This window comes from Phyllobacterium sp. MT110, assembly GCF_058792715.1.
This window is the reverse complement of sequence record NZ_JBXAFE010000004.1, coordinates 183,304-209,830: the sequence shown is the minus strand read 5'-3', so window position 1 is coordinate 209,830 and position 26,527 is coordinate 183,304. Positions and strand designations below refer to the sequence as shown.

The window sequence follows — 26,527 nt, the reverse complement described above, 5'->3', positions numbered from 1 at the left end:
AAGAACGAACGAACCGCCGGGCGGGTGTCCGGCGGACGGGAAAGATTTATTCAATCACAATGAGGGAGAACATCATGAAACGGACTGCACTTCTCGCCCTGCTGCTGGCATCGGCAGCCTTTACCGCCACCCCCGCCAAGGCCGACACGCTGTCGGTGATCAAGGAACGCGGCCGCGTCAATTGCGGCGTCAGCCAGGGCGTCCTCGGCTTTTCCAATGCGGACAGCACGGGCAAATGGACCGGCTTCGACGTCGATTTCTGCCATGCGGTTTCCGCGGCAATCTTCGGCGACCCGGACAAGGTCAACTTCATTCCGCTTTCCACCAAGGACCGCTTCACCGCGCTGCAGTCCGGCGAAGCCGATCTCTTGTCGCGCCAGACCACATGGACCCTGTCGCGCGATACCACCATGGGCCTCAAATTCGTCGGCACCGCCTATTATGACGGGCAGGGCTTCATGGTGAAGAAGTCGCTGGGCGTGAAGAGCGCGAAAGAGCTTTCCGGCGCCTCGCTGTGCACCGAGACCGGCACGACAACCGAACTCAACGTTGCCGATTATTTCAAGGCGAACAACATCACCTACGAGATCGTCTCGTTCGAGCGCCCGGATGAAACCATTGTCGCGCTGAACAACGGCCGCTGCGATGTCTACACGACGGATGCCTCCGCACTCTACGCGCAAAGGCTGACCCTGTCCGACCCCGAGGGATTCATGGTGCTGCCCGAGATCATTTCCAAGGAGCCTTTGGGACCGGCCGTGCGCCAGGGCGATGACCGCTGGTTCAACATCGTCCGCTGGACGCTGTTCTCGATGATCGAGGCGGAAGAGCTGGGCATTACCAGGGAGAACATCGCCAAGCAGATGGAATCCGGCAATCCGTCGATCAAGCGCTTTCTGGGCGCCGAGGGGGATACGGGCGCGCCGCTGGGCCTCGACAAGGGCTGGATCTACAACATCGTGTCGACAACCGGCAATTACGGCGAAATGTTCGACCGCAATCTCGGCAAGGGCAGTCCCTTGAAGATCGACCGGGGCATCAACGCCTTGTGGAATGCGGGCGGCCTGATGTATGCGCCGCCAGCGCGGTAAGACGCGGTTACCATGATAAAAGGGCGGGCGGTGTATTGGACCGCCCGCCCTTGTTTCATTCCATCACCGCATGTTCCGGCGGCGCGGCGCTGGGTGCCGGCTTGCGCAGCAGGAACACCAGCGGGATGGCCGCCAGCGACATCAGCATCAGCAGCTTGAAATCATCCATATAGGCGATGATCGTGGCCTGCAGGGTGATGATGCCGTCAAGCGAAGCGCGGCCCGCCGCCTTCAGCGGGTCGAGATGCTGCATCACGGCAGGCGCATTGAAGGCATGGTTGAACGGCGTGACATAGGCAGCGATCGAGGCGTGGTTGGTCTGCACATTCTCGGTGATCAGCGCCGTGACGATGGAAATGCCGACGCTGGAACCGATATTGCGCGAGAGATTGTACAGGCCCGTGCCTTCGCCGCGCATGCTGGCAGGCAGGGTGGCAAAGGCAATCGTCGTCAGCGGCACGAAGAGGAAGCCGAGGCCCGCACCCTGGATGAAGCCCACTGAAACGATGGTCCACTGCGATACGTCAGGCGTCCAGCCGGTCATGTCGTACATGGCCCAGGCGGTCAGCCCGAGGCCGAGCACCAGGAGGAAGCGCGTATCGACCTTGCCGATGAGGCGGCCGACGATGAACATGCACACCATTGTGCCGACGCCGCGCGGGCCCATGACGATGCCCGCCGTGGTGACGGGATAGCCCATAAGGGTCTGCAGGTAGGGCGTCATCAGGGCGAGCGAGGCGAGATAGGTCACGCCGACGATGAAGATGAAGAACATGCTGACGGCAAAGTTCCGGTCAAGGAACAGCCTTGGATTGACGAAGGACCGTTCGGCCGTGAAGGTATGGCTGAGGAACAGGTAGAAGGCGCTGACGCAGACCAGCGCTTCCAGCTGGATTTCGCCGGAAGAAAACCAGTCGAGCTGTTCGCCGCGGTCGAGAAAAAGCTGAAGGGCGGCGATGGCGAGGCTGAGCGTGCCGAAGCCGAACCAGTCCAGCTTGGCCTTCAGCTCCCGCCCGGTTTCGGTGACGAAGGCAACGATGCCGGCAAAGGCGAGAAGGCCGATGGGAACGTTGATGTAGAACACCCAGCGCCAGCTGATATTATCGGTCAGCCAGCCGCCGATGACGGGGCCGAGCACGGGACCGACCATGACGGAAACGCCGAACAGCGCCATGGCCGAGCCGCGCTCCTCGACGGAATAGATGTCGAGAAGGATGCCTTGCGACAGGGGGACGAGCGAGGCGCCGAACAGGCCCTGCAACAACCGGAAAGCCACGATCTGCGGCAGCGACTGGGCAATGCCGCACAGCACCGACGCCACGACGAACCCGGCGATGGCGGTGAGCAGCACGCGCTTGCGGCCGAAGCGGGCGGCGAGAAAGCCCGACGGCGGCGTCATGATCGCTGCGGCAACGATGTAGGAGGTCAGGACCCAGTTGATCTGGTCGGCGCTCGCCGCAACGCTGCCCTGGATATAGGGCAGCGCCACGTTGGCGATGGTCGTATCGAGCGCCTGCATGATCACGGCGAGAATGACACAGGCCGTGATCGCGCCGCGATTGGCAACCGGTGCGGTGCCCGGCAGTGCGACGGTGCTAGACATGATCCTTGCTGCCCAGGAGCGATTGCACGAACTGCGGCAGGCCGCGTGCATGGCCGGTATCGACTTCGGTCGTCACGCTCATGCCGACGCGCAGGGGCGGCTTGCCCGCCATGTCGTTTATGCTGACGAGCATGGGAATGCGCTGCACAACCTTAACCCAATTGCCGGTTGTATTCTGTGCGGGCAGCAGCGAGAAGCTCGAGCCGGAGGCCGGGCTGATGCTGGCAACCGTGCCCTTCCATTCGACGCCCGGATAGGTGTCGACGGTCACGGTCACCGGCTGGCCCGGCTTCACATAGGTCAGCTCGGTTTCCTTGGGACTGGCGGCGACCCACATATGGGTTGTCGAAACCAGGCTGAAACCGGCCTGCGAGGCCTGGAGATAGGCGCCGACCTGCAGCGAACTGACATTGGTCACGATCCCGTCGAAGGGCGCGCGCACCGTGGTCGCGTCAAAATCGTGCTGGGCCTTGTCGACGGTTGCCTTTGCGGCGAGATAGGACGGGTTCTGCTCGACGGGCTGGTCGGCATTGTTGCCCAACTGGGCGAGCGTGGTGGCAGCCTGCGCCCTGGCGACATCGACCTTCTGCTGGGCGGCATCCAGATCATGCTTGGCCTGATCATAGGTGGCCTTGGAGACGGCGGCGGTGTTGGTCAGGTCCGCCTGGCGCTGCAGCGTCTTCTGGTAGAAGGGAATATCGGACTCGGCCTGGGCGATTTCCGCCAGCGTCTGCTTGTAGCTCGCCTGCAGGTTGAGGATCTGGTTGCGAACGGTGCCGAGCTGCGCCTGAGCACCCTCAAGAGCGATGCGGTAGACGTCGGGATTGATGCGGAACAGGATCTGTCCCTGCTTGACGACCTCGTTGTCATGCACGTCGATGGCGCTGACCAGCCCCGATATATCGGTGGAAACGCCGACCATGTCCGCCTGCACATAGGCGTTGTCGGTGGACATGACCTGCCCGCCGGTGACGTAGAAATAGCCGCCGACCACGAGGGCAAGCGGCAGCGCGGCGAAGAGCACGGGACGCAGACGGTTGCGGCGGGTTTTCGGCGGCGTGATATCGGGCAGCGGCACCGGTTCGTTGACGCGGGCGGCAACGGGTGTTTCGCCGGGTGCGTCGGTCTTTTCCAGAACAGGCGCGGCGTGCCCCGGTGCGGCGGGGTGATCGGTATTGGCGGGAATGCGGGAGTTGGGAGATCCGTCAGCCATGGTGTGTCTTCCTGTCATCGACCGGTGTCTGACAGGCATCGATCAAATTGGACTTCATAAGGGTTAGAGTGCGGATGAGATGTTCGCGGTCTTCCGCCGGCACATTTTCGAGTGCTTCGGACCGGGTGACTTCGCCGATGACGCGCATATCCGCCAGATGCGGCCGTGCTTCATCGCGCAGGAACAGCAGCCAGATGCGGCGGTCGGTCGGGTGCCGGCGCCGCTCGATCAGGTTGCGCTCCTGCAGCTTGTCGAGGATGCGCACCAGCGTGATCGGCTCGATTTCGAGGATTTCGGCCAGTCCGGCCTGATGAATCCCCTCGTTCTTGGACAGATAGGCCAGCGTCTGCCACTGCGACCGGGTCAGGCCGAGGCATTTCGCCCGTTGCTCAAACCGCTTGCGCAGCAACCGCGCAACATCGTGCAGCAGAAAGCCAAGAGTGGGTGTGTCGTCCATGATGTGGGGTTTTGAAACTCATAAGGGTGCTTATAACATTCACACATATAGCATGTGGACTCATGTTTTAGAAGAGACAAGGTGTCACAAGTCAGTGAGGCAAGACGCATAACAAAATGCCCGGCCTCAAGGAGGCCGGGCGCGATATTCCAGATGTTTCTGCAGGCAGGTTTTAGCCGACGAAGGCCCGCTCGACCACATAGGTCGCCGGTTTGTTGTTGGCGCCCTCGACCAGGCCGAAGGACTCCAGAATGGCCTTGGTGTCGTGGATCATGTGCATCGAGCCGCAGATCATGCCGCGGTCGGTTTCGGGATCGAGCGGCGGCAGGCCGAGATCGCTGAACAGCTTGCCGCTCTGCATCAGGTCGGTGATGCGGCCCATGTGGGTGAATGGTTCGCGCGTGGTCGTCGTGTAGAGCCGCAGGCTGTCGGCGGCGAATTCACCGATCAGCGGGTCATCCTTGATGCCCTCGACCATTTCGGTGATGTATTTCAGCTCGGCGATGTCCCGGCAGGTCTGGATCAGGATGACCTCTTCGAACTTTTCATAGGTCTCGGGGTCGCGGATCAGGCTGGCGAAGGGAGCAACGCCGGTTCCCGTCGACAGCATGTAGAGCCGCTTGCCCGGAAGAAGCGCATCGAGAACAAGCGTTCCCGTCGACTTCTTGCGCAGGAGCACCGTATCGCCGCGCTTGATCTTTTGCAGATGTTCGGTCAGCGGGCCGTTGTCGACCTTGATCGAGAAGAATTCGATTTCCTCGTCCCAGGACGGGCTGGCGATGGAATAGGCGCGATAGACAGGCTTTTCCGCATTGGGCAGGCCGATCATGACGAATTCGCCGGAACGGAAGCGGAAGCTCGTGGGCCGCGTGATACGGAAACGGAACAGGCGATCGGTATAGTGGCGCACCTCGGTGACCGTTTCCGCGAACACATTGTCGGGAATCGCAAATGCAACCGGTGCCGAAAGGTCATCCGTTGCATGAATAGGTGCCGCCGTGACGGTCGCTGACGAAGATGCAGTCATCCCTGGGTCTCTCGCTCAATACTTCGTGTCAACACATGAAAGAGAGCCGGGCGTTGCTCCATTCATTGCCTGATTTCCGGCCGCCGCATACGCCAGCCGGGCGCGCTGAACGCAGTCAGCGAGCCCTTATGTAATCAGATGAGCGGAATATGCAATGGCTGATATTGCAAGGCAGATCAGCAAATTAGCGGTTGCTGCCACCCGATGAAACCCATGCCGATACTAATCCGGAGCGATCTTTTAGAAGAATTTAGCGAAGGACGAAACGATCGCAGTCGGTGTATACAGATTCCGGGACTTTCGTGGATAAAATTTCCAGATTGCGGGTCAGGCTCGAGGGCTTGGCGGTGCCGATCAAAACATTCGCCACGACCGGTTCACGGAACGGAAACTGGATGGCGGCGGCTGCCAGGGGCACATTTTCGGCCTCCGCGATGGCCTGCATGGCGCGGACGCGCTCGAGAATATCCGGGGATGCCGGACCATAATCGAAATGCGCGCCGGGGACGGGACCCGTCGCCAGAATGCCGGAATTGAACACGCCGCCAATGACGAGGGACGTGTTCTGCGCCCGGCAGACATCCAGCAGGCCGCGTTCGGCCGCGCGGTCGAGCAGGGAATAGCGTCCGGCGAGCAGAATGCAGTCGAGCGGATGCCGGGCCAGCACATCGAGGCAGACCTCGACTTCGTTCACCCCCAGCCCATAGGCGGCAATCGCCCCGGCCGACTTGAGTTCGTCCAGCGCCTTCAGCCCGCTGCCGAGCAGCTGGTCCATATAGAGGGCGTTTTGTCCGGCACCATGGGTGTAGGCACCAATGTCGTGGATGTATAGGATGTCGATCCGGTTCAGGCCGAGGCGCGCCAGGCTGAATTCGAAGGAACGCATGATGCCGTCATAGCTGTAGTCATAGTCGACGGCGAAGGGCAGGGGATTGACGTAGGAATGATCGGGGACCTGATCCTCCGGCACCGGGCGCATGAGGCGGCCGACCTTTGTCGAAAGCACGTAGCTGTCACGCGGCTTGTCGCGCAGGAAGTCGCCGGTCCGGCGTTCCGACAGGCCGAAACCGTAAAACGGCGCCGTGTCGAAATAGCGTATGCCGGCATCCCACGCGGTCTGCAGGGTTTCCATAGCGGCGTCGCGCGTGCATTCACGATACAGCCCGCCAATCGCCGCCCCGCCGAAGCCGATTTCAGTGACGGCCAGCGGCGTTTTACCAATCTTGCGAATGTCCAATTGTCTCTCCCGGAATCTGTCCCATGGTGGAAGCGGCAAAACGGGATGTCAACCGGTCAGACGATGGATATGCCGCAGGAATGACTGTACGCCGGACGATATTGATGGCAGCTATAGGCAGGTCGCCGCATGCCGCCAAGGTTTCGGCTGTGTGAGGGGCAAGGGGAGTTTGCGGGCGTGAGCAGGGGATACAGACGGGCTGCCGGCGCAGGCGCGGCGTGGTTGGCATCCGCCATTGCGCTGCTTGCCACGGTCGATTCCGCTTCGGCCGAAGCGCCGGGGCGCGTCGTCTCCATGAACCTTTGCACCGATCAGCTGGCGATGCTGCTGGCATCGGGCGGGCAGCTCGTTTCCGTGTCCTATCTCGCCGGGGACGCGACCGTATCGGTTCTGGCCGGGGAGGCGGGGGCGTTTGCGCTCAATCATGGTCAGGCGGAAGAGATATTCCTGATGCAGCCGGATCTCGTCCTGACCAGCACCTACACCACACGGGCCACGACCGATATTCTCAGGCGGCTGGGATTTCGCGTCGAGGAATTCCCGCCGGAAGCCTCCTTCGACGATATCCGCGCCAATGTACGGCGGATGGGTGCCCTGCTCGGGCGCGAAGCCAGGGCGGAAGAACTCCTGGGCGCCATGGACACGGCCCTGGCAAGCGTTCCGGCACGCCGCGCCGATGCGCCCACCGTCGCGCTCTATTATGCCAACCAGATCACCTCGGGCCGCAACACCCTGGCCGGTGAGGTCGTCAACCGGGCGGGGCTCATCAATATGGGCGAAAAGCTCGGCCTCGACGGCACGCAAAAACTGTCACTCGAACAACTGGTCATGGCCACGCCGGACCTGATTGCCACCCACAACGCCTATCCGGCGCCCGCCCTTGCCTATGACGCGCAGCTCCATCCGGCGTTCCGGGCGGCGCTGCAGGGGCGGCAGCCCGTCGATATCCCCGACAAGTACTGGATATGCGGCGGACCGTTCACGGCAGAGGCCGTCAAGCTGCTGTCGGATGCGGCACGGCGGGAGGGCTCCAGATGAAGGATCATTACCGCCTTCTCCTGTCCGGGCTTGCGCTGTTGACCCTTGTCCTGTTCGTGCTGTCGCTGCTCGCCGGTCCGGCCGCACTGGGCATTTCGGACAGTATCCGCGCCCTGCTGACGGGGCAGGGCGATGCCATCGTCATCGTCATGCGGGAAATACGGCTGCCGCGCGCGCTGCTCGGCCTGATGATCGGGGTGACCCTCGGGCTCTCCGGCGCGGTGCTGCAGGGCTATCTGCGCAATCCGCTGGCGGAACCGGGTCTTCTCGGCGTGAGTGCGTCGGCATCGCTCGGCGCGGTGATCGCCATCTATACCGGCCTGTCCCTGGCTTTCCCGCTTGCCCTGCCGCTGATGGCGCTGGCAGGCGCCGTTCTCGCGGTCGTCCTGGTGCAGGCGTTGGCCGGCCGCGGCGCGGGCACGCTGACCATCATTCTCGCCGGTGTCGCGGTCTCGAGCTTTGCCGGGGCGATGACCACGCTGGCGCTGAACCTGTCGCCCAACCCGTTTGCCGCGATGGAGATCGTCTACTGGATGCTGGGATCCCTCACCGACCGCTCCATGCTGCATGTGCAGCTTGCCGCGCCGTTCATCCTTGCGGGCTGGGCGCTGCTGTTCAGCCTCGGCCGCGCGCTCGACACCCTGACACTCGGCCCCGATGCAGCCGCCAGCATGGGCATCAACATCCGGCGGGTGCAGTTCTTCGCCATTCTGGGCACGGCCGCATCCGTCGGGGCGGCCACCGCCGTTGCCGGTGCCATCGGCTTCGTCGGCCTGATCGTGCCGCATGTGCTGCGGCCGCTGGTGGGTGCCCGGCCGTCGCGCCTGCTGCCGGCCAGCGCGCTTGGCGGCGCATCGATGCTGCTGGCAGCCGATATCTTCGTGCGCCTGATAGCGCCGGGCCGGGATTTGAAGCTCGGCGTGCTGACGGCCATGATCGGCGCGCCCTTCTTCCTCTGGCTGGTGTTCCGCACGCGGAGGACGCTGATATGACGATCCTCAGCCTGTCCCATGTCCATGCGTCGCTCGGTTCCAGGGCCGTCCTGCACGATGTATCGCTCGACGTTCGCGCCGGTGAATTTGTTGGCCTGATCGGCCCGAACGGTGCGGGCAAGTCGACCCTTCTGCGGAGCATCCTCGGCCTGGTGCCGTCGAGCGGCGACATCGGCATTGCCGGAAAACCGGCGAGGCGGATGAACATCGGGGAACGGGCAAGGCACGTCGCCTATCTGCCGCAGGACCGCGAAATCGCCTGGGCCGTGTCGGTGGAACATCTCGTCTCGCTCGGCCGCACGCCCTACCGCCGCGGATTTTCCCGGCCGAGCGCGCATGACGCTGCGCTGGTCGAACAGGCGATGCAGCGGATGGATGTTCAGCAGCTGCGCCATCGTTCGGCTCTCGACCTTTCCGGCGGCGAGCGGGCGCGGGTGCTGATCGCCCGTGCCCTGGCGCAGGATGCGGCGCTCCTGCTTGCGGACGAACCGGCGGCGGGGCTCGATCCGGCACATCAGATCGGCCTGATGCAGTCGCTCGCCGATCTGGCCGGCAAGGGCTCGGCTGTGGTTGCATCCCTGCACGACCTCGGCCTTGCCGCGCACTGGTGCAGCCGGCTGGTTCTGATCCACGCAGGCAGGATCGTCGCCGACGGCAGGCCCGCGGAGGTCCTGACGGCCGATCACATGCGCCGGATCTATGGTGTCGAGGCCTATCTCCAGGCGACGGAGCAGGGGCTGATCGTCCAGCCTGTCGCGCTTGCCGGCACGCCGGAAAGGCTCTAGCCCGGCTTGGCCGCCTGCGTCGACGCGAGTTCGGCGGCCTTCTCCAGGGCGATCTGGGTTGCTGCACCGGCACCGGCCGTATCGTTGGTCCCCGAGCGCACGGTCACCGCATTGGATGCCAGCAGGAGACCGGCTTCGCGGAAGGCCACGAGCAGCCGCTTCATCGCCTCACGCTGGATAAGCGACGGATTGCCCGGTTTGGCGGTGAATTTGAGCCGGACAATCATCGAATTCTCGGTGATGTCCTGAATGCCCTGGAATTTCAGCGGAACCAGAAATTCCGGGCCGAATTCCGGATCCTCGAGCATGTCCTGGCCGACCTTCTTGACCGTCTTGCGGATCTTTTCCGGATCGGTGTCGCGGTCGAAACGCAGCTCGAACTTGATCGTGCTCCAGTCCCGGCTGTAATTCGTCACCGACTGGATCTGTCCGAAGGGGATGGTATGCACCGGGCCGTTCTGATGGCGCAGCTGCAGGGAGCGCAGCGTGATGCGCTCGACGGTGCCCTTGAGCTTGCCGGTGTCGATGTATTCACCCGTGCGGAATGCATCGTCGGCAATGAAGAATATGCCCGAGACCACATCCTTCACCAGCGTTTGCGAGCCGAAGGAAATGGCCAGCCCGAGAACGCCGAAGCCGGCAAGCAGCGGTCCGATATCCATGCCGAGGGATGAAAGCACCACGAGCGCGGTGATCGCAACGATGGCGCCAAAGGCGAGATCGCGCACCAGCGGCAGGATCGTCGAGAGGCGTCCGGCGGCGGTGCGCGTTGGACCGTCCGTGTCCTCCTGTCCCGGCAGCAGCGGCCGCGAGGACGGAGAGAGGGCGGTGAAATAGTGCCGCAGGAAACTCCAGATGGCCCAGCCGACGACCACGGCAACGCTGATCCGCAGCAGGCCGGTGATGAGCGACAGTGCCATGGCGTAGGCGCTGTCCATATAGCTGGTCCACAGACGGATAATGAGGAAGAGACCGAGAAGCCAGATGCCCCCGGTCGCCAGTGTCTGGATGGCCGCGATGAAAGCCTGCGCCAGCGGCGGCAGGGGCGTGTCGTTCTTGTGCCGCTCCTGCATGGCCGCAATCAGCGCGTGCATGCCAAGGGCGATGATGGGTATCAGCAGGATGATGACCTGGGTTGCGCCCGCCGCTTCCCCCCAATGGGCGCGCTGCGGAGCACTGGCTGCCATGCAGCCGACAATCCAGATCAGGATGGCAACAAAAGACAGGAATGCCGGAAGCGCGCTTGCGATGACCTGCCGGGTCATGCTCGGTGCCGGTCCGGCAAACACCGCAGTGATGTCCTTGCGCCCGCCAATGAACCACCAGAGCTTCAGAACGGTAACCACGGTCGCTGCAATCAGGAACCAGCCTTCAGTGACGCCGCGGCTGACACCGCTTTCCAGGGACAGGCGGACGAGCTGGCCGACCAGGGCGCCGGTGAGGCCATAGGCGACCAGCATGCGGAAGTGCCATTGCGGATTGTTGATGGGCAGGAGCCTTGCCTGGGGATCGCCAGGCGAGAGGAACAGCCGTCCAACCGCCGCATAGACCAGGGTCAGCGCCGCGGCGTGCAGCAGCCTCAATGTCAGGGTGGAGGCCATCGGCGCGTCAGCCGTCAGGACGTTGATGACAATGTGCCCGACGGCAATGAAGGCGCAAATGCCGGCGATGTCGCGCACCGTGCGGGCAAGTGAGCCGCGGGCGCGATGGACGAGATCGGCATCCTCGCCGAGCGGGCGGACGATCAGGGCCGTGCCAAGCCGGAAGACGATCCAGCCCGCGGCGGCGGCGGCAAGCAGTGCACCCAGCGTGACGAGGGTAACCTGACTCCAGTCGCCGCCCTGGCTTTGCAGCCCCTTGTCCATCATGAAGGGCAGTTCGACGATGTGGCCGATGCCCGTGAGCCCGACGGAGAGACCGGTGCCGAATGAATCCAGCGCATTCTCGGCCAGGGCTTCGGCCTGGTCGAGCGGGCTATCGCCCGGCTGCACGGCGGGCAAGGCCTTGGCTTTTGCCGGTGCGGGCGCCGGTGCCGGATCCTCCCAACGCACGACAACGTTGCGGCCGCTGGCATAGGCGGCCCGCAGCGTGTTGTTGATGTCGGCTTCGCTCTGGCCTCGCTGCAGCACGATGGTGACGGTTTCCGGCGCCGCGGTCTGGGCGCAAGCGGTTGTGGCCGCTGTGAAAACGCCGGGAAGTGCCGTGCACAGACACAGAAGGACCACTCGCATTGCCGATGGAATGTTCAGGTGTTTCAGCATCGCGGTCCCCTTCGTTCTCCTGATAGGAGTACGCGCATTGCTTGGTCGGCTTCAAGTGCTGATTGCATTGTCCGATCCGGGCGATTGCCGCCCTGTGCAGTGCAGCAAACATGACAAAATGGTCATTCGACAAGATGCCGGGAAGGTGAGAGAGTCCATAGCCAGCACATTGTTGGCTAACGGGCGGTGCCCTGGAGGTAGCGTGCAGTGAAACGTCTGGGTCGTTTGATCGCGTTCGTTGTATTGGCCGGACTCGGCTACATCTTTCTCTCTCCCCATCTGAACGCGCCGCCTGCCGGCAAGGGGCCGACGACGGTTGCCGCGACAGCGCCGGCTGCAGGGTCCGGCAAGGGGCGGTCTGCCGCCGTTCCATCAATTGTTGCCGCCACGGCCAAGACCGAAGACGTGCCCATCACCAAGACGGTTGTCGGCAATATCGAGCCGATCAACACGGTTATCATCCGGCCGCAAGCCGATGGCATGGTGATGGCGACCAATGTCAAGGACGGGCAGATGGTCAAGGCCGGGGACGTGCTTTTTCAACTGGATGACCGGACGATCCGAGCGACGATCGAGAAGGACAAGGCGGCGCTGGCCAAGGACCAGGCCAATCTCGATTCCGCCAACCAGGACCTGATCGCGGCGCAGGCCCTGTCAAGCCAGAGAATCAATACGCAGCAGCAGACCTATCAGGCGCTTGCCGTTGTCAATGCGTTGAAGGCGTCGATCGCCATGGATACGGCGCAGATCCAGGCCGACGAGGTCCTTCTCTCCTACATGACCATCAAGGCACCCATCGATGGCCGTGTCGGTGTGGTCAACACATCCGTCGGCAATTTCGTGCGCACCGCGGACACCGGCGGCGGTCTTTTGACCATCACGCGCATGGCACCGCTGCGGGTGTCGTTTACCGTGGCGGAAAGCGATCTGCCGACATTGCGCGATGCGATGAAGGAACGTCAGCTCGACGTTCTGGTCAAGGTTCCCGGCAGCAAGGAAGTGATTGCGTCAGGTCCGCTCAACTTTGTCGATTCCAGCGTCGACACGGCCTCCGGGACGATTGTCCTGAAGGCGGATGTGGCCAATGATGACGGCGCGCTGTGGCCCGGCCAGTACATCAACGCAACGGTCGAAATCGGCACGCACAAGGACGCCGTGACCGTACCGCTAATCGCCATTCAGCAGGGCAATGACGGGACATTCGCCTTTGTCGTCGGCCCCGACAAGAAGGTGATCAAGCAGGCGGTGACCGTGGTTGAAACGGTCGGCGATACCGCCGTCACCACCGCGGGCCTGAAATCCGGCGACCATGTGGTCATCGACGGGCAGCTGCATCTGCAGGACGGCTCGAGTGTCATTGAGACGGTGGCCGATGTGGACACTGCGGCGCCCGCGCTGTCGGCGGCCGATGCGGTTGCGCCGGATCCGATCAAGACGGACACGGTGCAATGAACATCTCCGCCATATTCATCCGCCGGCCCATCGCAACAATCCTCCTCTCCGTCGCGCTGGCCGCATCAGGCCTGTTTGCCTATCAGTTCCTCCCTGTGGCCGCCCTGCCGCAGGTCGATTTCCCCGTCATATCGGTTTCCGCCCAGCTGCCGGGTGCCGCGCCCGACACCATGGCCAATGCCGTGGCAACGCCGCTGATCAAGCAGTTCGCCACGATACCTTCCGTTTCGACGATCAGCGCCACGAGCACGCAGGGACAGACCCGCGTCACCATCGAATTCGAGCTCGACAGGAACATCGATCAGGCCGCCGCCGATGTCCAAGCAGCCATCGCGCGGACGCTGCGGCAGCTGCCGGCGAACATGACGACGCCGCCGAGCTACCGCAAGACCAATCCCGCCGATGCTCCCATCCTGCTGATCGCGCTGCAAAGCGATATGGCGCAATTGTCGAAGCTCGACGATTATGCCGAGCAGGTCATCTCGCCCTCCCTGTCGACCGTGGATGGCGTCGGCGAGGTCCAGGTGTTTGGCGCCAAGCAGTTCGCCGTGCGCATCGAGGTCGATCCCAATGCGATGAAGGCACGCGGCATCGGCATCGATGAACTGACGAGTGCCGTGGCCGACAACAATTCGATCGCGCCGGTGGGAACGCTCACCAGCCCCACCCAGCAGATGGCGATCGAGGCCGACACGCAGTCGAAGAATGCCGACACATTCCGCCAGATTCTGATCGCGTCGCCCAATGGCAAGCCGGTGCGCCTGGGCGACGTGGCGCGGGTGGTGGATTCCGTTGCCAATACCCAGACCGAAAGCCGCTATGACGGCAAGAAGGCGCTGGTGCTGGCCGTCTTCCGCCAGCCCGGCGCCAATACGGTCGATGTGGTGGACCGCGTGCGGACCATGCTGCCGAAATTCGCCGAAGAGCTCGGTGCGTCCACCAGCCTCAACGTGCTCAACGACCGCTCGACATCGATCCGGCAGGCCGTATCGGATGTGCAATTTACGCTCATCCTGATCATCGCGCTGGTCGTGATGGTGATCTTCGTGTTCCTGCGACGGATCGCGGCCACGCTTATCCCGACCATCGCCGTGCCGCTGTCGCTGATCGCCACGCTGGGCGTGATGTATGTGTTCGGCTTTTCCATCGACAATATTTCGCTGCTGGGCCTGACGCTTTCCGTCGGGCTGGTGGTGGACGATGCCATCGTCATGCTGGAGAACATATCCCGGCATATCGAGGAGGGCATGCCGCCGCGCGAGGCGGCGCTCAAGGGCAGCGAGGAAATCGGTTTCACCATCGTGTCCATCACCGCGTCGCTCGTGGCGGTCTTCATCCCCGTCCTGCTGATGGGCGGCGTGGTCGGGCGCATCTTCAACGAATTTGCCGTCGTGGTGACCGTGGCGATCGTGGCGTCGGCGCTGATATCGCTGACCTTGACCCCGATGCTGTGCAGCCACATGCCGGCCATTCCGCATGACGATGGAAAGGGCCGCAAGCCGCTGACGGAGCGGGTTTTCGATGCGGTCCTTGGCGGCTACCGCTGGATGCTCGATGTCTGCCTGCGCTTCCGTATCGTTGTCTTCGGGATCTTTCTTCTGACGGTTGTTGCAACGCTCTATCTCTTCTCGTCCATCGACAAGGGCTTTCTGCCGACCGAGGATATCGGCCAGCTTTCCATCTCGACCGAAGCGCGGCAGGACATTTCATTCGATGCCATGGTGGCGCTGCAGAAGCAGGTGGCCGATGTCCTGAGGAGCAAGCCCTATGTGGCGCATGTGGCGTCGACCATCGGCGGCGGCTTCAATTCATCGAGCCTCAACCAGGGCAGTTTCTTCGTTGAGCTCAAACCCAAATCCCAGCGCCTGGCGCTCGACCCGCTGCTGACGGACCTGCGCCAGTCGCTGGCCAAGGTGCCCGGCATCAACAGCTATCCCATCGCCATCCAGAACCTGCGCATCGGCAGCACGTCGTCGCGCGCGCAGTACCAGTTCGTGCTGCAGGGCATCAATGCCGACGATCTCTATCCATGGTCGCAGAAATTCCTGCTGGCGCTGCAGCAGGACCGGCAATATTTTGCCGATGTGACCAGCGACCTGCAGAACAATGCGCTGCAGGCCAATCTGGTGATCGATGCGGACAAGGCGCGGCTCCTCGGCATCTCATCGACGCAGCTGCGCAATTCGCTCTACTACGCCTTCGGCACCAATCAGGCCTCGACCATCTTTTCCACCGGCGACAGCTACGAGGTGATCCTCGAGCTCGATCCGTCCATCCCCTGGACGACCGACAAGCTCGACCAGATGCAGATCCGCTCGACGACCACCAACAAGCTCATCCCGCTGTCTTCCTTCGCCCATGTCGAGCGGCGTGCCGGGCTGCTGGCCGTCAGCCAGTTGAGCCAGCTGCCGGCGGTGACCATCTCCTTCAACCTGCCGCAGGGCATTGCCTTGGGCAGGGCGGTGGAAGAAATCAACAAGATCAAGGCGGAACTGAATGTTCCCGACTCGATTTCCTCGACATTCACCGGCACCGCCAAAGTGTTCCAGCAGGCGCTGTCCAATCAGGGCCTGCTGATCGGCGCGGCGATCCTGACGATCTATATCGTGCTCGGCATTCTCTATGAGAGCTTCATCCATCCGCTGACCATCCTGACCGGCCTGCCGGCGGCGGCGGCCGGGGCGCTGGCGACGCTGCAACTGTTCGGCTTTGACCTCAGCGTGATCGCCATCATCGGCATGCTGATGCTGATCGGCATCGTCAAGAAGAACGCCATCATGATGGTCGACTTTGCCCTTGTCCGGCAGCGGGCGGGTGACACGCCGCATGATGCGATCCGCGAAGCCTGTCTGGTGCGGTTCCGGCCGATCATGATGACGACGCTCGCCGCGCTGATGGGAACCCTGCCGATTGCCATCGGTGCGGGTGCCAGTTCGGAATTGCGCCAGCCGCTTGGCGTGGCCGTGGTCGGCGGCCTGTTCGCCTCGCAAATCCTCACGCTGTTCATCACGCCGGTGATCTTCCTCTACATGGAAGACATGTCGCGCGGATCGACGCAGCTGTGGCGCAGGGTCTTCGGCAAACGCGGCACAGTTGCGGCGGCGCCGCACGCGTCGGAATAGGCGCCACCGCCACTCAGGCGGTTTTTGCCTCCATGAGGCCCAGCTCGTCGATCATGGCCTGCCGCATGATGAATTTCTGGATCTTGCCCGTCACGGTCATCGGATAGTCCTCGACGAAGCGGATATGGGCCGGCACCTTGTAGTGGGCGATCCTGCCCTTGCAGAACTGCAGCACGTCATGCTCGCTGAGGCTGGCGCCGGGCCGCACCTTGATCCAGGCGCAGAGGCACTCGCCATACTTGCTGTCCGGGATGCCGAACACCTGCACGTCGGCGATGCCGGGATGGGTGTAGAGAAACTCCTCGATCTCGCGCGGATAGATGTTCTCGCCGCCCCGGATCACCAGGTCCTTGATACGCCCGACAATGTTGCAATAGCCCTCCGCATCGATGGTCGCGAGATCGCCGGTGTGCATCCAGCGGGCGGCGTCGATGGTGGCTGCGGTATTGGCATCGTCGCCCCAATAGCCGCGCATGACGCTGTAGCCGCGCGTCAAAAGCTCACCGGTAACACCCGGCGCGACAATGGCGCCATTCGCGTCGATGATCTTGACCTCGACATGCGGATGAATGCGCCCGACCGTCGAAACGCGCCGTTCCAGCGGGTCGGTGGCGGAGCTCTGGAAGCTGACCGGACTGGTCTCGGTCATCCCGTAGGCGATGGTGATTTCGCCCTGGTGCATGTCGTGGATGACTTTGCGCATCACTTCGATGGGGCAGGGCGAGCCGGCCATGATGCCGGTGCGCAGGCTGCTGAGGTCGAAGGTCTTGAAATCGGCATGACCGAGTATGGCGATGAACATGGTCGGCACGCCGTGCAGTCCGGTGCACTTCTCGGCCTCCACCGTCTGCAGCACCGCCAGCGGATCGAACGCCTCGCCCGGTATGACCATGCAGGCGCCGTGGGTCAGGCAGGCAAGGTTGCCCAGAACCATGCCGAAGCAATGGTAGAACGGCACCGGGATGCACAGGCGGTCGATTTCTGTGAGGCGCATCGCCTCGCCGATGAAGAAGCCGTTGTTGAGAATATTGTGGTGACTGAGCGTTGCGCCCTTGGGGCTGCCGGTGGTGCCGCTGGTGAACTGGATGTTGATCGGATCGTCGAACTGCAGCACGGCCGCCAGCGCCTGCAGCTGTTGCCTGGCTTCCGGGGTCGCGGCCTGTTCGAGATCGGCGAAGTTGAGCATCCCCGGCGTCTTGTCTGTCCCGAGGCGAATGACGGTCCGCAGCGTCGGCAGCTTCGCTGACCGGAGTTCGCCGGGCGCGCAGCTGTCGAGTTCCGGGGCGATCTCGCGCAATATGTCGAGGTAATTGCTGGTCTTCAGGGCGGGCGACAGGATCAGCGCGGCACAGCCGACCTTGTTGACGGCATATTCAAGCTCGTGCGAGCGGTAGGCCGGATTGATGTTGACGAGGATGAGCCCGGCCTTGGCGGTGGCGAACTGGGTCAGCACCCATTCCAGATTGTTGGGTGACCAGATGCCGATGCGGTCACCGGGTGTCAGGCCGAGGGCGATGAGGCCCGCTGCGACGGCGTCAACGCGCTGTTTCAGTTCGGCATAGCTCAGGCGCACATTCTGGTGGCGGACCACAAGGGCGGGACGGTCGGGAAACCGCCCGGCGATATGGTCAAAATGCCGCCCGATCGTTTCGCCGATCAGCGGCTGGCTGCTTGCACCGTGAACGTAGCTTTCCCTGATCATCGATTGCTCCTCCCAAAGCGTTCAGCAGATGGAGCATACGTTTCTGACCGGCGCTGTAAAGTTCAGGCTTTCCCGTTCACCCGGTCGAGCAGGATTTCCGCGCCCGCATCGCCGAACTGCACCTGATAGAGCCGCTTGTAGGCGCCGCCTGCAGCAAGCAGTTCGCTGTGGCTGCCCTGTTCCAGTATCCGGGCATCATCGACCACGACGATACGGTCGGCGTTGCGGATCGTTGCCAGCCGGTGCGCGATGACCAGGGTCGTGCGGCCCTGCGCCAGTTCGGCGAGGGATGCCTGGATTTCGCGCTCGGTCTGCGTGTCGAGCGCCGATGTCGCTTCATCGAGAATGAGGATGGGCGGGTTTTTCAGGAACATGCGGGCGATGGCAAGCCGCTGCTTCTGGCCGCCCGACAGCTTGACGCCGCGCTCGCCGACAATGGTCTCAAGCCCGGCAGGCAGACCGGCTATCATTTCGTCGAGGCGGGCGCGGCGGGCCGCAAGCGCAATGTCTTCATCCGACGCATCGAGGCGGCCATAGACGATGTTCTGGCGGATTGAGCCGCCGAACAGGAAGACATCCTGCTGCACGACGCCGATCTGGCTGCGCAGCGAGGCGAGCGTCATGTCGCGGATGTCGATGCCGTCAACGGTGATCGCGCCGGAGTCGACCTCATAGAAGCGCGGAAGCAGCGAACAGAGGGTGGTTTTCCCCGCACCGGAGGAACCGACAAAGGCAACGGTCTCGCCGGCTCTGATCTCCAGGTCGATAGCGTGCAGCGCTGCCCTGCCGGCGGTGTAGCCGAAATTCACCTTGTCGTAGCGGATATTGCCCTTGAGCCCGCTGACATCGGCGGCACCGGGCCGGTCGGCGATATCGGGCTCGGTGTCGAGAAGCTCGGTGTAGCGCTTGAACCCGGCAATGCCCTTCGGATAGGTCTCGATGACTGAGTTGATCTTTTCGATCGGCCGCACGAACACCGTCACCAGAAGCAGGAAGCTGACGAAGCCGCCGTTGGAAAGGCTGCCGGTGATGACGAAGTAGCTGCCGGCGATCATCACGATCAGCTGGATCAGCCGCATGCTCATATAGTTCAACGAGGTGCTTGCCGCCATGATGCGGTAGGCGCTCAGCTTGGTTTCCCGGTAGCGGGCATTGTCATGGGCAAAGAGATCGCGTTCATGGTCCTCGTTGGCAAAGGCCTGCACGACGCGCATGCCGCCGACATTCTCCTCGATGCGGACATTGAAGTCGCCGACACGCCGGTAGAGGCTCTGCCAGTTGCGGGTCATGCGCCCGCCGTAGCGGCTGGCGACCCATGCAACGAAGGGAACGATGGCCAGTGTCAGCAGGGCGAGATGCGGGTTGATGAGGAACATCAGCAGGAATGCGCCGATGAAGGTCATGATGGCGATGAACAGATCTTCCGGGCCGTGATGGGCCACTTCGCCGATCTCCTCGAGGTCCTTGGTCACGCGGGCGACGAGATGGCCTGTTTTGTGGTTGTCGTAGAAGCGGAAGGAGAGCTTTTGCAGGTGATCGAAGCTCTTGCGGCGCATCTCGGTTTCAATGTTGATGCCGAGCTTGTGCCCCCAATAGACAACGACCGCCGTGAGGCCGGAATTGAGGAGATAGACAGCAAGCAGTCCGGCCGCCGCCAGAAGAATGTAGCTCCAGTTTTCGCTGGGCAACAGCACATCGATGAAGGCGCGCACGGCCATGGGAAAGCCGAGTTCCAGCAGGCCGGACAGGACGGCGCAGGAGAAGTCCAGCGCGAACAGCCCTTTGTAGGGCGCGTAATAGGCGAAAAAGCGTTTGATCATGGGCACGTATGGCGAGAACCGGAAGCTCTCTGGCTTGAATGGAACTGTTGGGGAAGCGTTAGCATGCCGCTCCCTCATAAGCGAACATGTTTTGCGGGCGCTGGATGCCGGACAGGCCGATTTGGGGCCGGAATTCAAGCCGTTGCGGCCGGTACGATCAATTTCACGCGACAAAAATCGCGATGGCCAAGCTTTCTGGTTGACAACCCGCATCAAGCAGGCGTATCGCGGTTTTGCTTGGGTTACCCAGGTCATTTTTCAAATCACAAAGAAGACGATGGACAGCAAATCTAGCTGCGCCCTGACTGCCGTTGATGCGGGAGGCCGGGCGCTTGAAACAACTAACGAGCAGGACTCGATCCGGTACACCGGATGAGCAACGTTAGGGCCTAGGGCTCCACCGTCGCTCACCCCCGGCCGGATCGCTTCCGGTCAATGAGGTGAGCCATGAACATCACGTTCGCAACTCTTCCAGGCGTTCGCGCCTTCGCCAACCGCGCCCGCGGGCGGCTTGCCGTGCAACGGAACACTGTTTCCGCAGCACCCCAGAAACAGCATCTTTTTTCCAATCTGCAGGCGGATTGGCGCGTCAATCCGGTCAATGGCCGGCTTGAAATGCGCTGGCATGCCGACAATGAGCCGCCCGCACCCGCTTTGGACCCGGTTGAAAAACTCGGGCTGGTGCTGGCGGTCTATCAGTCGGGCCGCATGATCTGACCGCTGTTTTGCCAAACGCCGCGCATGCGCCTTCGGGCCATCGGGCGCGGCATGAAGGAGTATCCCATGGACGACTATCCTAGTAGGCCCGCCGTGCTGCCGGTGACCGGCAAGCATGGCGGGCGATCCCAAAGAGCAAATTCCCCAAAACCGACCGTGGACGTGACGGCTCGGCACGGCTTGTTGCGCCTGAATTTCAGGTGATCCGGAGCTGGTGTCGCTGTCGCGCAAAGCGGCAGGAGACCAGAAAATGAACGTCATTCTCAAGAATTCCGCATTGAATGCGGAGAAGAAGGACAGCCGCAAGCTGTCCATGCGGGCTGTACGCGAAGCCCAGAACGATATCGACATCACCCTTGCCAACGTCAAAAGCCACCGCAACGGCCTGACGATCCGCGATGCATCGGAACGCCTGGCCAAGGACGGGGCAAACGAGGTCGCCCATGACCGGCGCCCGCATGCGCTGCTCCAGTTCATGTCGGCTTTCAAGAACCCCTTCATCATGGTGCTGATCGTTCTCGGCCTGATCAGCGCGTTCACCGATTGCTGGCTGCCCATGCAGAACGGTGACGCGCCGGATCCGACCAAGGTGATCATCCTCACCGTCATGATCCTGGCCAGCGGCATCATGCGCTTCGTCCAGGAATACCGCTCCGGCAAGGCGGCCGAAGCCTTGAAGGCGATGGTGCGCACGACGGCCACGGTGCTGCGCCGGAACCGCGCGACGACCCCGCCGGAAATACTCGAAATTCCGATGCGGGAACTCGTGGCGGGCGACGTGGTGCGCCTGTCCGCCGGTGACATGATCCCGGCCGACGTGCGCCTGATCGAATCGCGCGATCTCTATGTCAGCCAGGCGGTCCTGACCGGCGAAGCCATTCCCGTCGAAAAATACGACACGCTCGGCGCGGTTGCCGAGAAGTCGGCGCTGGGCATCGCCTCGGATCAGACCGACATGCTGGATGTTCCCAATATCTGCTTCATGGGCACCAATGTGGTCAGCGGCACCGCGACGGCTGTCGTCGTGGCGACGGGATCGCGCACCTATTTCGGTTCGCTTGCCAAATCCATCGTCGGTTCGCGCGCCCAGACCGCCTTCGACCGCGGCATCAACAGCGTCAGCTGGCTGCTCATCCGCTTCATGCTTGTGATGGTGCCGGTCGTCTTCCTGATCAACGGTTTCGTCAAGGGTGACTGGCTGGAAGCCCTGCTGTTCGCGCTTGCGGTCGCCGTCGGCCTGACGCCCGAAATGCTGCCGATGATCGTCTCGTCCAACCTGGCCAAGGGTGCTGTTGCCATGGCCCGGCGCAAGGTTGTGGTCAAGCGCCTCAACGCCATCCAGAACTTTGGTGCCATGGACATCCTGTGCACGGACAAGACGGGCACGCTGACCCAGGACAAGATCATTCTGGAGCATCATGTCGATGTCTACGGCAAGCGTGACGAGACGGTGCTGCGCCTCGCCTGGCTCAACAGCCATCACCAGAGCGGTGTGAAGAACCTGATGGATCAGGCCGTGCTGCGCTTTACCGATGCATCGGCCGACAATATGCGGACTGCCGCCTTCTATCGCAAGGTCGACGAGATGCCGTTCGATTTCATCCGCCGGCGGCTGTCGGTGGTGGTCGAAGGCGTGGCCGGCGAGCACCTGCTGGTCTGCAAGGGCGCCGTGGAGGAAATGCTTGGTATTGCGACCCGCATGCGCGACGGGAACGATGTCCGCGTGCTCGACGACACCAGCCGCAAGGCACTGGTTGCCATTGCCCGCGCCTACAATGAGGACGGGTTCCGTGTTCTGGTGGTCGCCACCCGGGAAATCCCGGCGGGGGACACCAAGGCGCAATACGGCATTGCGGATGAAAGCGAGCTGATCGTCGAAGGTTTCCTGACCTTCCTCGACCCGCCCAAGGAAACCGCCGGACCGGCAATTGCTGCACTTGCCGAACATGGCGTCGCGGTCAAGCTGCTCACCGGCGACAACGAGGTGGTCAGCCTCAAGATCTGCCGCGAGGTCGGACTTGAAGCCGGGGTGCCGCTGCTTGGCCGTGACATCGAGAAGCTGGACGACAGCGCGCTGCGCCTGCTCGTGGAAGAGCGCGTCGTCTTCGCCAAGCTGACGCCGCTGCAGAAGTCGCGGGTGCTCAAGGCCCTGCAGGCCAATGGCCACACGGTCGGCTTCCTCGGCGACGGGATCAACGATGCCCCGGCACTGCGCGATGCGGATGTGGGCATTTCCGTCGACAGCGGTGCGGATATCGCCAAGGAATCGGCCGATATCATCCTCCTGGAAAAGAGCCTGATGGTGCTCGAAGAGGGCGTGATCAAAGGTCGTGAGACCTTCGGCAACATCATGAAGTACCTGAACATGACGGCCAGCTCCAACTTCGGCAACGTGTTCTCGGTGCTCGTGGCCAGCGCCTTCATCCCGTTCCTGCCGATGCTGGCGATCCATCTGCTCATCCAGAACCTGATGTACGATATCTCGCAGCTGGCATTGCCGTGGGACCGGATGGACAAGGAATTCCTCAGCAAGCCGCGCAAGTGGGATGCGAGGAACATCGGCCGCTTCATGCTGTGGATCGGACCGACCTCGTCGATCTTTGACATGACCACCTTCGCCCTGATGTGGTTCGTCTTTGCCGCCAATGCGCCCGAGCATCAGTCACTGTTCCAGTCCGGCTGGTTCATCGAGGGGCTTCTGTCGCAGACGCTGGTCGTGCACATGCTGCGCACGCAGAAGATTCCTTTCATCCAGAGCACGGCGGCCCTGCCGGTCATGCTGATGTCGATCCTGGTGATGGGTCTCGGAATCTACGTGCCGTTCTCGCCGCTCGGCACGCTGGTCGGGTTGCAGCCTCTGCCCTGGAGCTACTTCCCCTGGCTGGTGGCTACCCTGTTCAGCTACTGCGTCGTGGCCCAGACCATGAAGGCGATCTACATCCGCCGCTTCGGCCAGTGGTTCTGAACCGTCAAACAGCGGGCGGCATTGGCCGCCCGTCATCCTCCCGTTCTGCAAGACCGCCAGAGGAGATCTGATATGGTCATGACCGATTTCATCCTGCACTTTCAGGCAAGCACACCACCCCATGGTTCATGGGGTGGTGTGCCCAAACGCGGCTCGCTTTCGAAACGCCCGGAACCGCGCCGTTCCCGGATAAGGGATCAGTTCCTGCGATGGCTCTGCTGGCTTCTGGCCGTGACGGGGCAGGGATTGTTCTGGCTTGCCACGCGGCTGCACCGCCGGGGCGTTCTCAATCGCCGGCGCAGCTGGCGCCTCATCCAGTGGTCGTCCTCCCTGAACCAGAGCGCCATCCGCATCATGCGGCGGGCACGCTGGTAGCGCGCCTCCCATTTCAACACAGACTGCAAGGAGCACATCATGCGCCTTTTGATTTCCGGCGGCCGGCATTTCGATGTCGCCGAAGCCATTCTCGACGAACTGAACCGCATCCATGCGGCCTGCCCGGTAACGGTCCTGATCCATGGCGGTCTTCCCGCCTTGGGATCGGTGGCCGAGGACTGGGCGCGGCAGAACGACGTCCATATCGTCCGCTATCCCGCCAACTGGTCGCTGCTGGGCAAACAGGCCGACACGAAGCGCAACCGCTTCATGCTGGAAGACAGCCGTCCCGATGCGCTGCTGGCCTTTCCCGGCGGCAGGCATCTGCAGGAACTGGTGCAGCAGGCCCATGCCAGGCATACTCCGGTGATCACGGCCCGAAGCCTGGAGCGGTCTTCCGACGGTGAGGCGGGGGCGCCTGCGGATCATTGCGCCGACAGTCCGGAGGGCGACATGCCGTGCCAAGCCGCCTGTCTCGCGATGACAGGAACTGTCATCATTGTTAACCGGAGAAATGCTAGCCTCGCATGACGAGCCAGCTGCGGTGACCCCATGAAGTTCATACAGACATTCGATCTCTATCCCTTTCTCGATACGACCATCAGCTTCGTCGCCGCCTTCATCTTCGGCACGCTGATTGGCGCCGAGCGCCAGTACCGGCAGCGGACGGCCGGGCTGCGCACCAATGTGCTTGTCGCCATTGGTTCGGCGGCCTTCGTCGATCTGGCGCAGCGGATTGCCGGCACGACGGAAGCCGTCCGGGTGATTTCCTACGTGGTTTCCGGCATCGGCTTTCTCGGTGCGGGCGTGATCATGAAGGAGGGGATGAACGTGCGGGGGCTGAACACTGCGGCAACACTCTGGTGTTCGGCGGCGGTGGGTGCCTGTGCCGGCACGGACATGCTCGCGGAAGCGGCGCTGCTGACGGTGTTTGTCCTTGCCGGCAATACGCTGCTGCGCCCGCTGGTCAATGTCATCAACCGCATCCCGATCAGCGAACAGGCGGCGGAGGCCACCTATGAGGTCAAGCTGATATCGACCCGTGCGGCCATGCCGACCATGCGGGACCTCCTGGTCGAACGGCTTGAAGAGGCGGATTATCCCGTCAGCGACGTCGAAATCACCGATCAGGGCGATGACGAGACCGTGGAAATCGTGGCCACGCTGGTCAGTACGGCGATCGATCCCGATGAGATCGACGCAGTGATTGCCCATATGGAAAAGCAGCACGGCATTTCCCACGGAACGTGGGAGGGCAGCACAAAGGACTAGGGTAATGTTGCATTATCACGCAAGTTTACAGCCTGATATATACTGTGATCATAATGCAACAGTGCCACAGACATTACGTTCTGCCTTGTTTTTGACACACGGTTGCCGCGATCCGTTTTAAAAGGATAGGGGCAAGCGGTGACCACGACCGCCTGTCCGCCCCGCCTGTTCCATCGTTTGAAAGCATACAGAATGTCATCCCTCGTTTCGCGCCGGTCATTCCTGACCGGCCTGTCGCTCCTTGGCGTTTCAGCCGTCGCTGCCTGTGCCCAGTTGCCCAAACAGTCGCTCGATCTTGCCGGTTCGCAGGATGCCGTGCCGGCGGACAAGCCGGCACCCGTCGAGGTTGCCGCACCGGCACCGGTAAAGCCCGATTACATCAGCATGTATCAGGCGGTCGAAGAGGAGGGCTACAGGCTGCCGGCGATACCCTTTGCCAAGGTCAACGAAAAATTCCTGCGGCAGGTCGTCGACGATCCGACAGGGGAGAAGCCCGGCACGATCGTCGTCAACACCGTCGACAAGTTTCTCTATCTGGTTCTGAAGAACGGCAAGGCCATGCGCTACGGTGTCGGGCTCGGCCGGCAGGGTTATTCCTGGAAGGGCCGCGCCATTGTCCAGTGGAAGCGCAAGTGGCCGACCTGGACACCGCCATCGACGATGATTTCACGCGATCCGAAGCTGGAAAAATGGCGCCAGGGTATGCCGCCGGGTGTCCACAATCCGCTGGGTTCGCGAGCCCTCTACATTTTCCAGGGTGGTGTCGACACGCTGTACCGCATTCACGGTTCGCCGGACTGGAACTCCATCGGCAAATCCGCCTCTTCGGGTTGCGTGCGCATGTTCAATCAGGACGTGATGGATCTCTATGAGCGCGTCCCCGGCAAGGCCCCGCTGCTGGTCATCTGACCGGCTGAGCCATCAAGGCCGCAGCCGGTTGCGACTGCGGCCTAGTGTTGCGCATGCGCGCATTTGCCGTGATCGGCCAGAATTTCGATGACGCGGCATTCGGCAACGCGGCCGTGCCGGCATCCCTCCACCATCAGTTCCAGCTCGGCTTTCAGCGCATTCAGGCTGCGGATGCGCTGCTCGACCTCGATGAGCCGTGCATTGGCAATGCCGTCAGCGGTTTCGCAGGGCTGGTTCGGATCATCCTGCAGGTGCAGCAGGGTGCGGATGGAGTCGATCTCGAAGCCGAGCTCGCGCGCGTGGCGGATGAATGCCAACCGGCGGATATCCGTGTCTTCATAGTGCCGCCGGTTACCATCGGTGCGCGCCGGCGCCGCCAGCAGTCCGATCTGTTCGTAATAGCGGATGGTCGGCACTTTGACGCCGCTGCGCCTTGCTGCTTCGCCGATCGAAATTTCTTTCAACATTTCGCTTGCTCCTCTAGTCGCT

The 26,527-nt window shown here is 62.5% G+C and carries 22 protein-coding genes; 13 read left to right on the top strand and 9 right to left on the bottom strand.

What is annotated here, in order from left to right; translation table 11 throughout:
* Positions 1-74 precede the first annotated feature (74 nt).
* Complete coding sequence (locus AC1Q5O_RS18805; RefSeq protein WP_464664398.1) at positions 75-1,091, top strand: amino acid ABC transporter substrate-binding protein; 1,017 nt, start codon at positions 75-77, stop codon at positions 1,089-1,091.
* A 55-nt stretch (positions 1,092-1,146) separates the two neighbouring features.
* Here the strand turns inward: AC1Q5O_RS18805 and AC1Q5O_RS18800 are convergent, their stop codons facing one another.
* The 5 genes from AC1Q5O_RS18800 to AC1Q5O_RS18780 all read right to left on the bottom strand — a co-directional run bounded on the left by AC1Q5O_RS18800 (position 1,147) and on the right by AC1Q5O_RS18780 (position 6,628).
* The gene (locus tag AC1Q5O_RS18800; protein ID WP_223615426.1) at positions 1,147-2,694 is read right to left on the bottom strand and encodes a DHA2 family efflux MFS transporter permease subunit; all 1,548 of its coding nucleotides are present in this window, start codon (positions 2,692-2,694) and stop codon (positions 1,147-1,149) included.
* Positions 2,687-3,907, bottom strand: coding sequence for an HlyD family secretion protein (locus tag AC1Q5O_RS18795; RefSeq protein WP_492565063.1), 1,221 nt, complete (start codon positions 3,905-3,907; stop codon positions 2,687-2,689). Before AC1Q5O_RS18795 ends, AC1Q5O_RS18800 begins: the two co-directional genes overlap by 8 nt.
* The gene (locus AC1Q5O_RS18790) at positions 3,900-4,364 is read right to left on the bottom strand and encodes a MarR family winged helix-turn-helix transcriptional regulator (protein WP_105735155.1); all 465 of its coding nucleotides are present in this window, start codon (positions 4,362-4,364) and stop codon (positions 3,900-3,902) included. Before AC1Q5O_RS18790 ends, AC1Q5O_RS18795 begins: the two co-directional genes overlap by 8 nt.
* 172 nt (positions 4,365-4,536) lie before the next feature.
* Complete coding sequence (locus tag AC1Q5O_RS18785; protein WP_223615424.1) at positions 4,537-5,391, bottom strand: ferredoxin--NADP reductase; 855 nt, start codon at positions 5,389-5,391, stop codon at positions 4,537-4,539.
* A gap of 250 nt (positions 5,392-5,641) precedes the next feature.
* The gene (locus tag AC1Q5O_RS18780; protein ID WP_492565060.1) at positions 5,642-6,628 is read right to left on the bottom strand and encodes an aldo/keto reductase; all 987 of its coding nucleotides are present in this window, start codon (positions 6,626-6,628) and stop codon (positions 5,642-5,644) included.
* A 177-nt stretch (positions 6,629-6,805) separates the two neighbouring features.
* Between AC1Q5O_RS18780 and AC1Q5O_RS18775 the strand changes: the two genes are divergently transcribed.
* The 3 genes from AC1Q5O_RS18775 to AC1Q5O_RS18765 are packed head-to-tail and all read left to right on the top strand — an operon-like array spanning position 6,806 to position 9,443.
* Entirely contained in the window at positions 6,806-7,666 is an 861-nt protein-coding gene (locus tag AC1Q5O_RS18775; protein ID WP_492565058.1) for an ABC transporter substrate-binding protein, read from the top strand.
* Entirely contained in the window at positions 7,663-8,658 is a 996-nt protein-coding gene (locus AC1Q5O_RS18770) for a FecCD family ABC transporter permease (RefSeq protein ID WP_492565056.1), read from the top strand. Before AC1Q5O_RS18775 ends, AC1Q5O_RS18770 begins: the two co-directional genes overlap by 4 nt.
* Complete coding sequence (locus tag AC1Q5O_RS18765) at positions 8,655-9,443, top strand: ABC transporter ATP-binding protein (protein WP_492565054.1); 789 nt, start codon at positions 8,655-8,657, stop codon at positions 9,441-9,443. The genes AC1Q5O_RS18770 and AC1Q5O_RS18765 overlap by 4 nt, the downstream gene beginning before the upstream one ends.
* On the opposite strand, the gene AC1Q5O_RS18760 is transcribed toward AC1Q5O_RS18765, so the two are convergent.
* Positions 9,440-11,704, bottom strand: a complete 2,265-nt coding sequence (locus AC1Q5O_RS18760; RefSeq protein ID WP_492565051.1) for a mechanosensitive ion channel family protein — start codon at positions 11,702-11,704, stop codon at positions 9,440-9,442. The two genes, AC1Q5O_RS18765 and AC1Q5O_RS18760, sit on opposite strands and share 4 nt — an antisense overlap.
* A gap of 207 nt (positions 11,705-11,911) precedes the next feature.
* Here AC1Q5O_RS18760 and AC1Q5O_RS18755 point away from each other — a divergent pair, with 207 nt between their 5' ends.
* Together AC1Q5O_RS18755 and AC1Q5O_RS18750 are read left to right on the top strand one after the other, a co-directional pair.
* Positions 11,912-13,156 (top strand): efflux RND transporter periplasmic adaptor subunit, encoded by a 1,245-nt coding sequence (locus tag AC1Q5O_RS18755; protein WP_492565049.1) that lies wholly within the window; start codon positions 11,912-11,914, stop codon positions 13,154-13,156.
* Positions 13,153-16,278 carry an efflux RND transporter permease subunit gene (locus AC1Q5O_RS18750; RefSeq protein WP_492565047.1) on the top strand — a complete coding sequence of 1,042 codons (3,126 nt, stop codon included), beginning with the start codon at positions 13,153-13,155 and terminating at the stop codon, positions 16,276-16,278. The genes AC1Q5O_RS18755 and AC1Q5O_RS18750 overlap by 4 nt, the downstream gene beginning before the upstream one ends.
* Positions 16,279-16,291: 13 nt before the next feature.
* On the opposite strand, the gene AC1Q5O_RS18745 is transcribed toward AC1Q5O_RS18750, so the two are convergent.
* On the bottom strand, positions 16,292-17,980 hold the full coding sequence (locus AC1Q5O_RS18745; protein ID WP_492565045.1) for an AMP-binding protein: 1,689 nt from the start codon (positions 17,978-17,980) through the stop codon (positions 16,292-16,294).
* Positions 17,981-18,042: 62 nt separating this feature from the next.
* Positions 18,043-19,800, bottom strand: a complete 1,758-nt coding sequence (locus AC1Q5O_RS18740; protein WP_492565043.1) for an ABC transporter ATP-binding protein — start codon at positions 19,798-19,800, stop codon at positions 18,043-18,045.
* Here AC1Q5O_RS18740 and AC1Q5O_RS18735 point away from each other — a divergent pair.
* The 7 genes from AC1Q5O_RS18735 (at position 19,799) to AC1Q5O_RS18705 (ending at position 26,038) form a co-directional block, all read left to right on the top strand.
* Positions 19,799-20,176, top strand: a complete 378-nt coding sequence (locus AC1Q5O_RS18735) for a hypothetical protein (protein WP_492565041.1) — start codon at positions 19,799-19,801, stop codon at positions 20,174-20,176. The genes AC1Q5O_RS18740 and AC1Q5O_RS18735 overlap by 2 nt on opposite strands.
* Before the next feature lie 71 nt (positions 20,177-20,247).
* The gene (locus AC1Q5O_RS18730) at positions 20,248-20,517 is read left to right on the top strand and encodes a hypothetical protein (protein ID WP_492565039.1); all 270 of its coding nucleotides are present in this window, start codon (positions 20,248-20,250) and stop codon (positions 20,515-20,517) included.
* Positions 20,518-20,767: 250 nt separating this feature from the next.
* Positions 20,768-23,482, top strand: coding sequence for a magnesium-translocating P-type ATPase (mgtA, locus tag AC1Q5O_RS18725; protein ID WP_492565037.1), 2,715 nt, complete (start codon positions 20,768-20,770; stop codon positions 23,480-23,482).
* A 72-nt stretch (positions 23,483-23,554) separates the two neighbouring features.
* Entirely contained in the window at positions 23,555-23,857 is a 303-nt protein-coding gene (locus AC1Q5O_RS18720) for a hypothetical protein (protein WP_492565035.1), read from the top strand.
* 39 nt (positions 23,858-23,896) lie between these two features.
* On the top strand, positions 23,897-24,388 hold the full coding sequence (locus tag AC1Q5O_RS18715) for a DUF2493 domain-containing protein (protein ID WP_492565033.1): 492 nt from the start codon (positions 23,897-23,899) through the stop codon (positions 24,386-24,388).
* 21 nt (positions 24,389-24,409) lie between these two features.
* Positions 24,410-25,129 carry an MgtC/SapB family protein gene (locus tag AC1Q5O_RS18710; RefSeq protein WP_223615410.1) on the top strand — a complete coding sequence of 240 codons (720 nt, stop codon included), beginning with the start codon at positions 24,410-24,412 and terminating at the stop codon, positions 25,127-25,129.
* 192 nt (positions 25,130-25,321) lie between these two features.
* Positions 25,322-26,038 carry a L,D-transpeptidase gene (locus AC1Q5O_RS18705; protein WP_464664381.1) on the top strand — a complete coding sequence of 239 codons (717 nt, stop codon included), beginning with the start codon at positions 25,322-25,324 and terminating at the stop codon, positions 26,036-26,038.
* A 41-nt stretch (positions 26,039-26,079) separates the two neighbouring features.
* On the opposite strand, the gene AC1Q5O_RS18700 is transcribed toward AC1Q5O_RS18705, so the two are convergent.
* Entirely contained in the window at positions 26,080-26,502 is a 423-nt protein-coding gene (locus AC1Q5O_RS18700) for a MerR family transcriptional regulator (RefSeq protein ID WP_492565297.1), read from the bottom strand.
* Positions 26,503-26,527 lie beyond the last annotated feature (25 nt).

Bases quoted from the DNA above. Each gene is read 5' to 3' on its own strand.
- mgtA (WP_492565037.1), top strand. From the start codon at position 20,768: ATGAACGTCATTCTCAAGAATTCCGCATTGAATGCGGAGAAGAAGGAC.
- AC1Q5O_RS18750 (WP_492565047.1), top strand. From the start codon at position 13,153: ATGAACATCTCCGCCATATTCATCCGCCGGCCCATCGCAACAATCCTC.
- AC1Q5O_RS18740 (WP_492565043.1), bottom strand. From the start codon at position 19,800: ATGATCAAACGCTTTTTCGCCTATTACGCGCCCTACAAAGGGCTGTTC.
- AC1Q5O_RS18790 (WP_105735155.1), bottom strand. From the start codon at position 4,364: ATGGACGACACACCCACTCTTGGCTTTCTGCTGCACGATGTTGCGCGG.
- AC1Q5O_RS18720 (WP_492565035.1), top strand. From the start codon at position 23,555: ATGGTCATGACCGATTTCATCCTGCACTTTCAGGCAAGCACACCACCC.
- AC1Q5O_RS18760 (WP_492565051.1), bottom strand. From the start codon at position 11,704: ATGCTGAAACACCTGAACATTCCATCGGCAATGCGAGTGGTCCTTCTG.
- AC1Q5O_RS18770 (WP_492565056.1), top strand. From the start codon at position 7,663: ATGAAGGATCATTACCGCCTTCTCCTGTCCGGGCTTGCGCTGTTGACC.
- AC1Q5O_RS18710 (WP_223615410.1), top strand. From the start codon at position 24,410: ATGAAGTTCATACAGACATTCGATCTCTATCCCTTTCTCGATACGACC.
- AC1Q5O_RS18735 (WP_492565041.1), top strand. From the start codon at position 19,799: ATGGGCACGTATGGCGAGAACCGGAAGCTCTCTGGCTTGAATGGAACT.
- AC1Q5O_RS18785 (WP_223615424.1), bottom strand. From the start codon at position 5,391: ATGACTGCATCTTCGTCAGCGACCGTCACGGCGGCACCTATTCATGCA.
- AC1Q5O_RS18715 (WP_492565033.1), top strand. From the start codon at position 23,897: ATGCGCCTTTTGATTTCCGGCGGCCGGCATTTCGATGTCGCCGAAGCC.
- AC1Q5O_RS18730 (WP_492565039.1), top strand. From the start codon at position 20,248: ATGAACATCACGTTCGCAACTCTTCCAGGCGTTCGCGCCTTCGCCAAC.
- AC1Q5O_RS18765 (WP_492565054.1), top strand. From the start codon at position 8,655: ATGACGATCCTCAGCCTGTCCCATGTCCATGCGTCGCTCGGTTCCAGG.
- AC1Q5O_RS18705 (WP_464664381.1), top strand. From the start codon at position 25,322: ATGTCATCCCTCGTTTCGCGCCGGTCATTCCTGACCGGCCTGTCGCTC.
- AC1Q5O_RS18805 (WP_464664398.1), top strand. From the start codon at position 75: ATGAAACGGACTGCACTTCTCGCCCTGCTGCTGGCATCGGCAGCCTTT.
- AC1Q5O_RS18745 (WP_492565045.1), bottom strand. From the start codon at position 17,980: ATGATCAGGGAAAGCTACGTTCACGGTGCAAGCAGCCAGCCGCTGATC.
- AC1Q5O_RS18795 (WP_492565063.1), bottom strand. From the start codon at position 3,907: ATGGCTGACGGATCTCCCAACTCCCGCATTCCCGCCAATACCGATCAC.
- AC1Q5O_RS18800 (WP_223615426.1), bottom strand. From the start codon at position 2,694: ATGTCTAGCACCGTCGCACTGCCGGGCACCGCACCGGTTGCCAATCGC.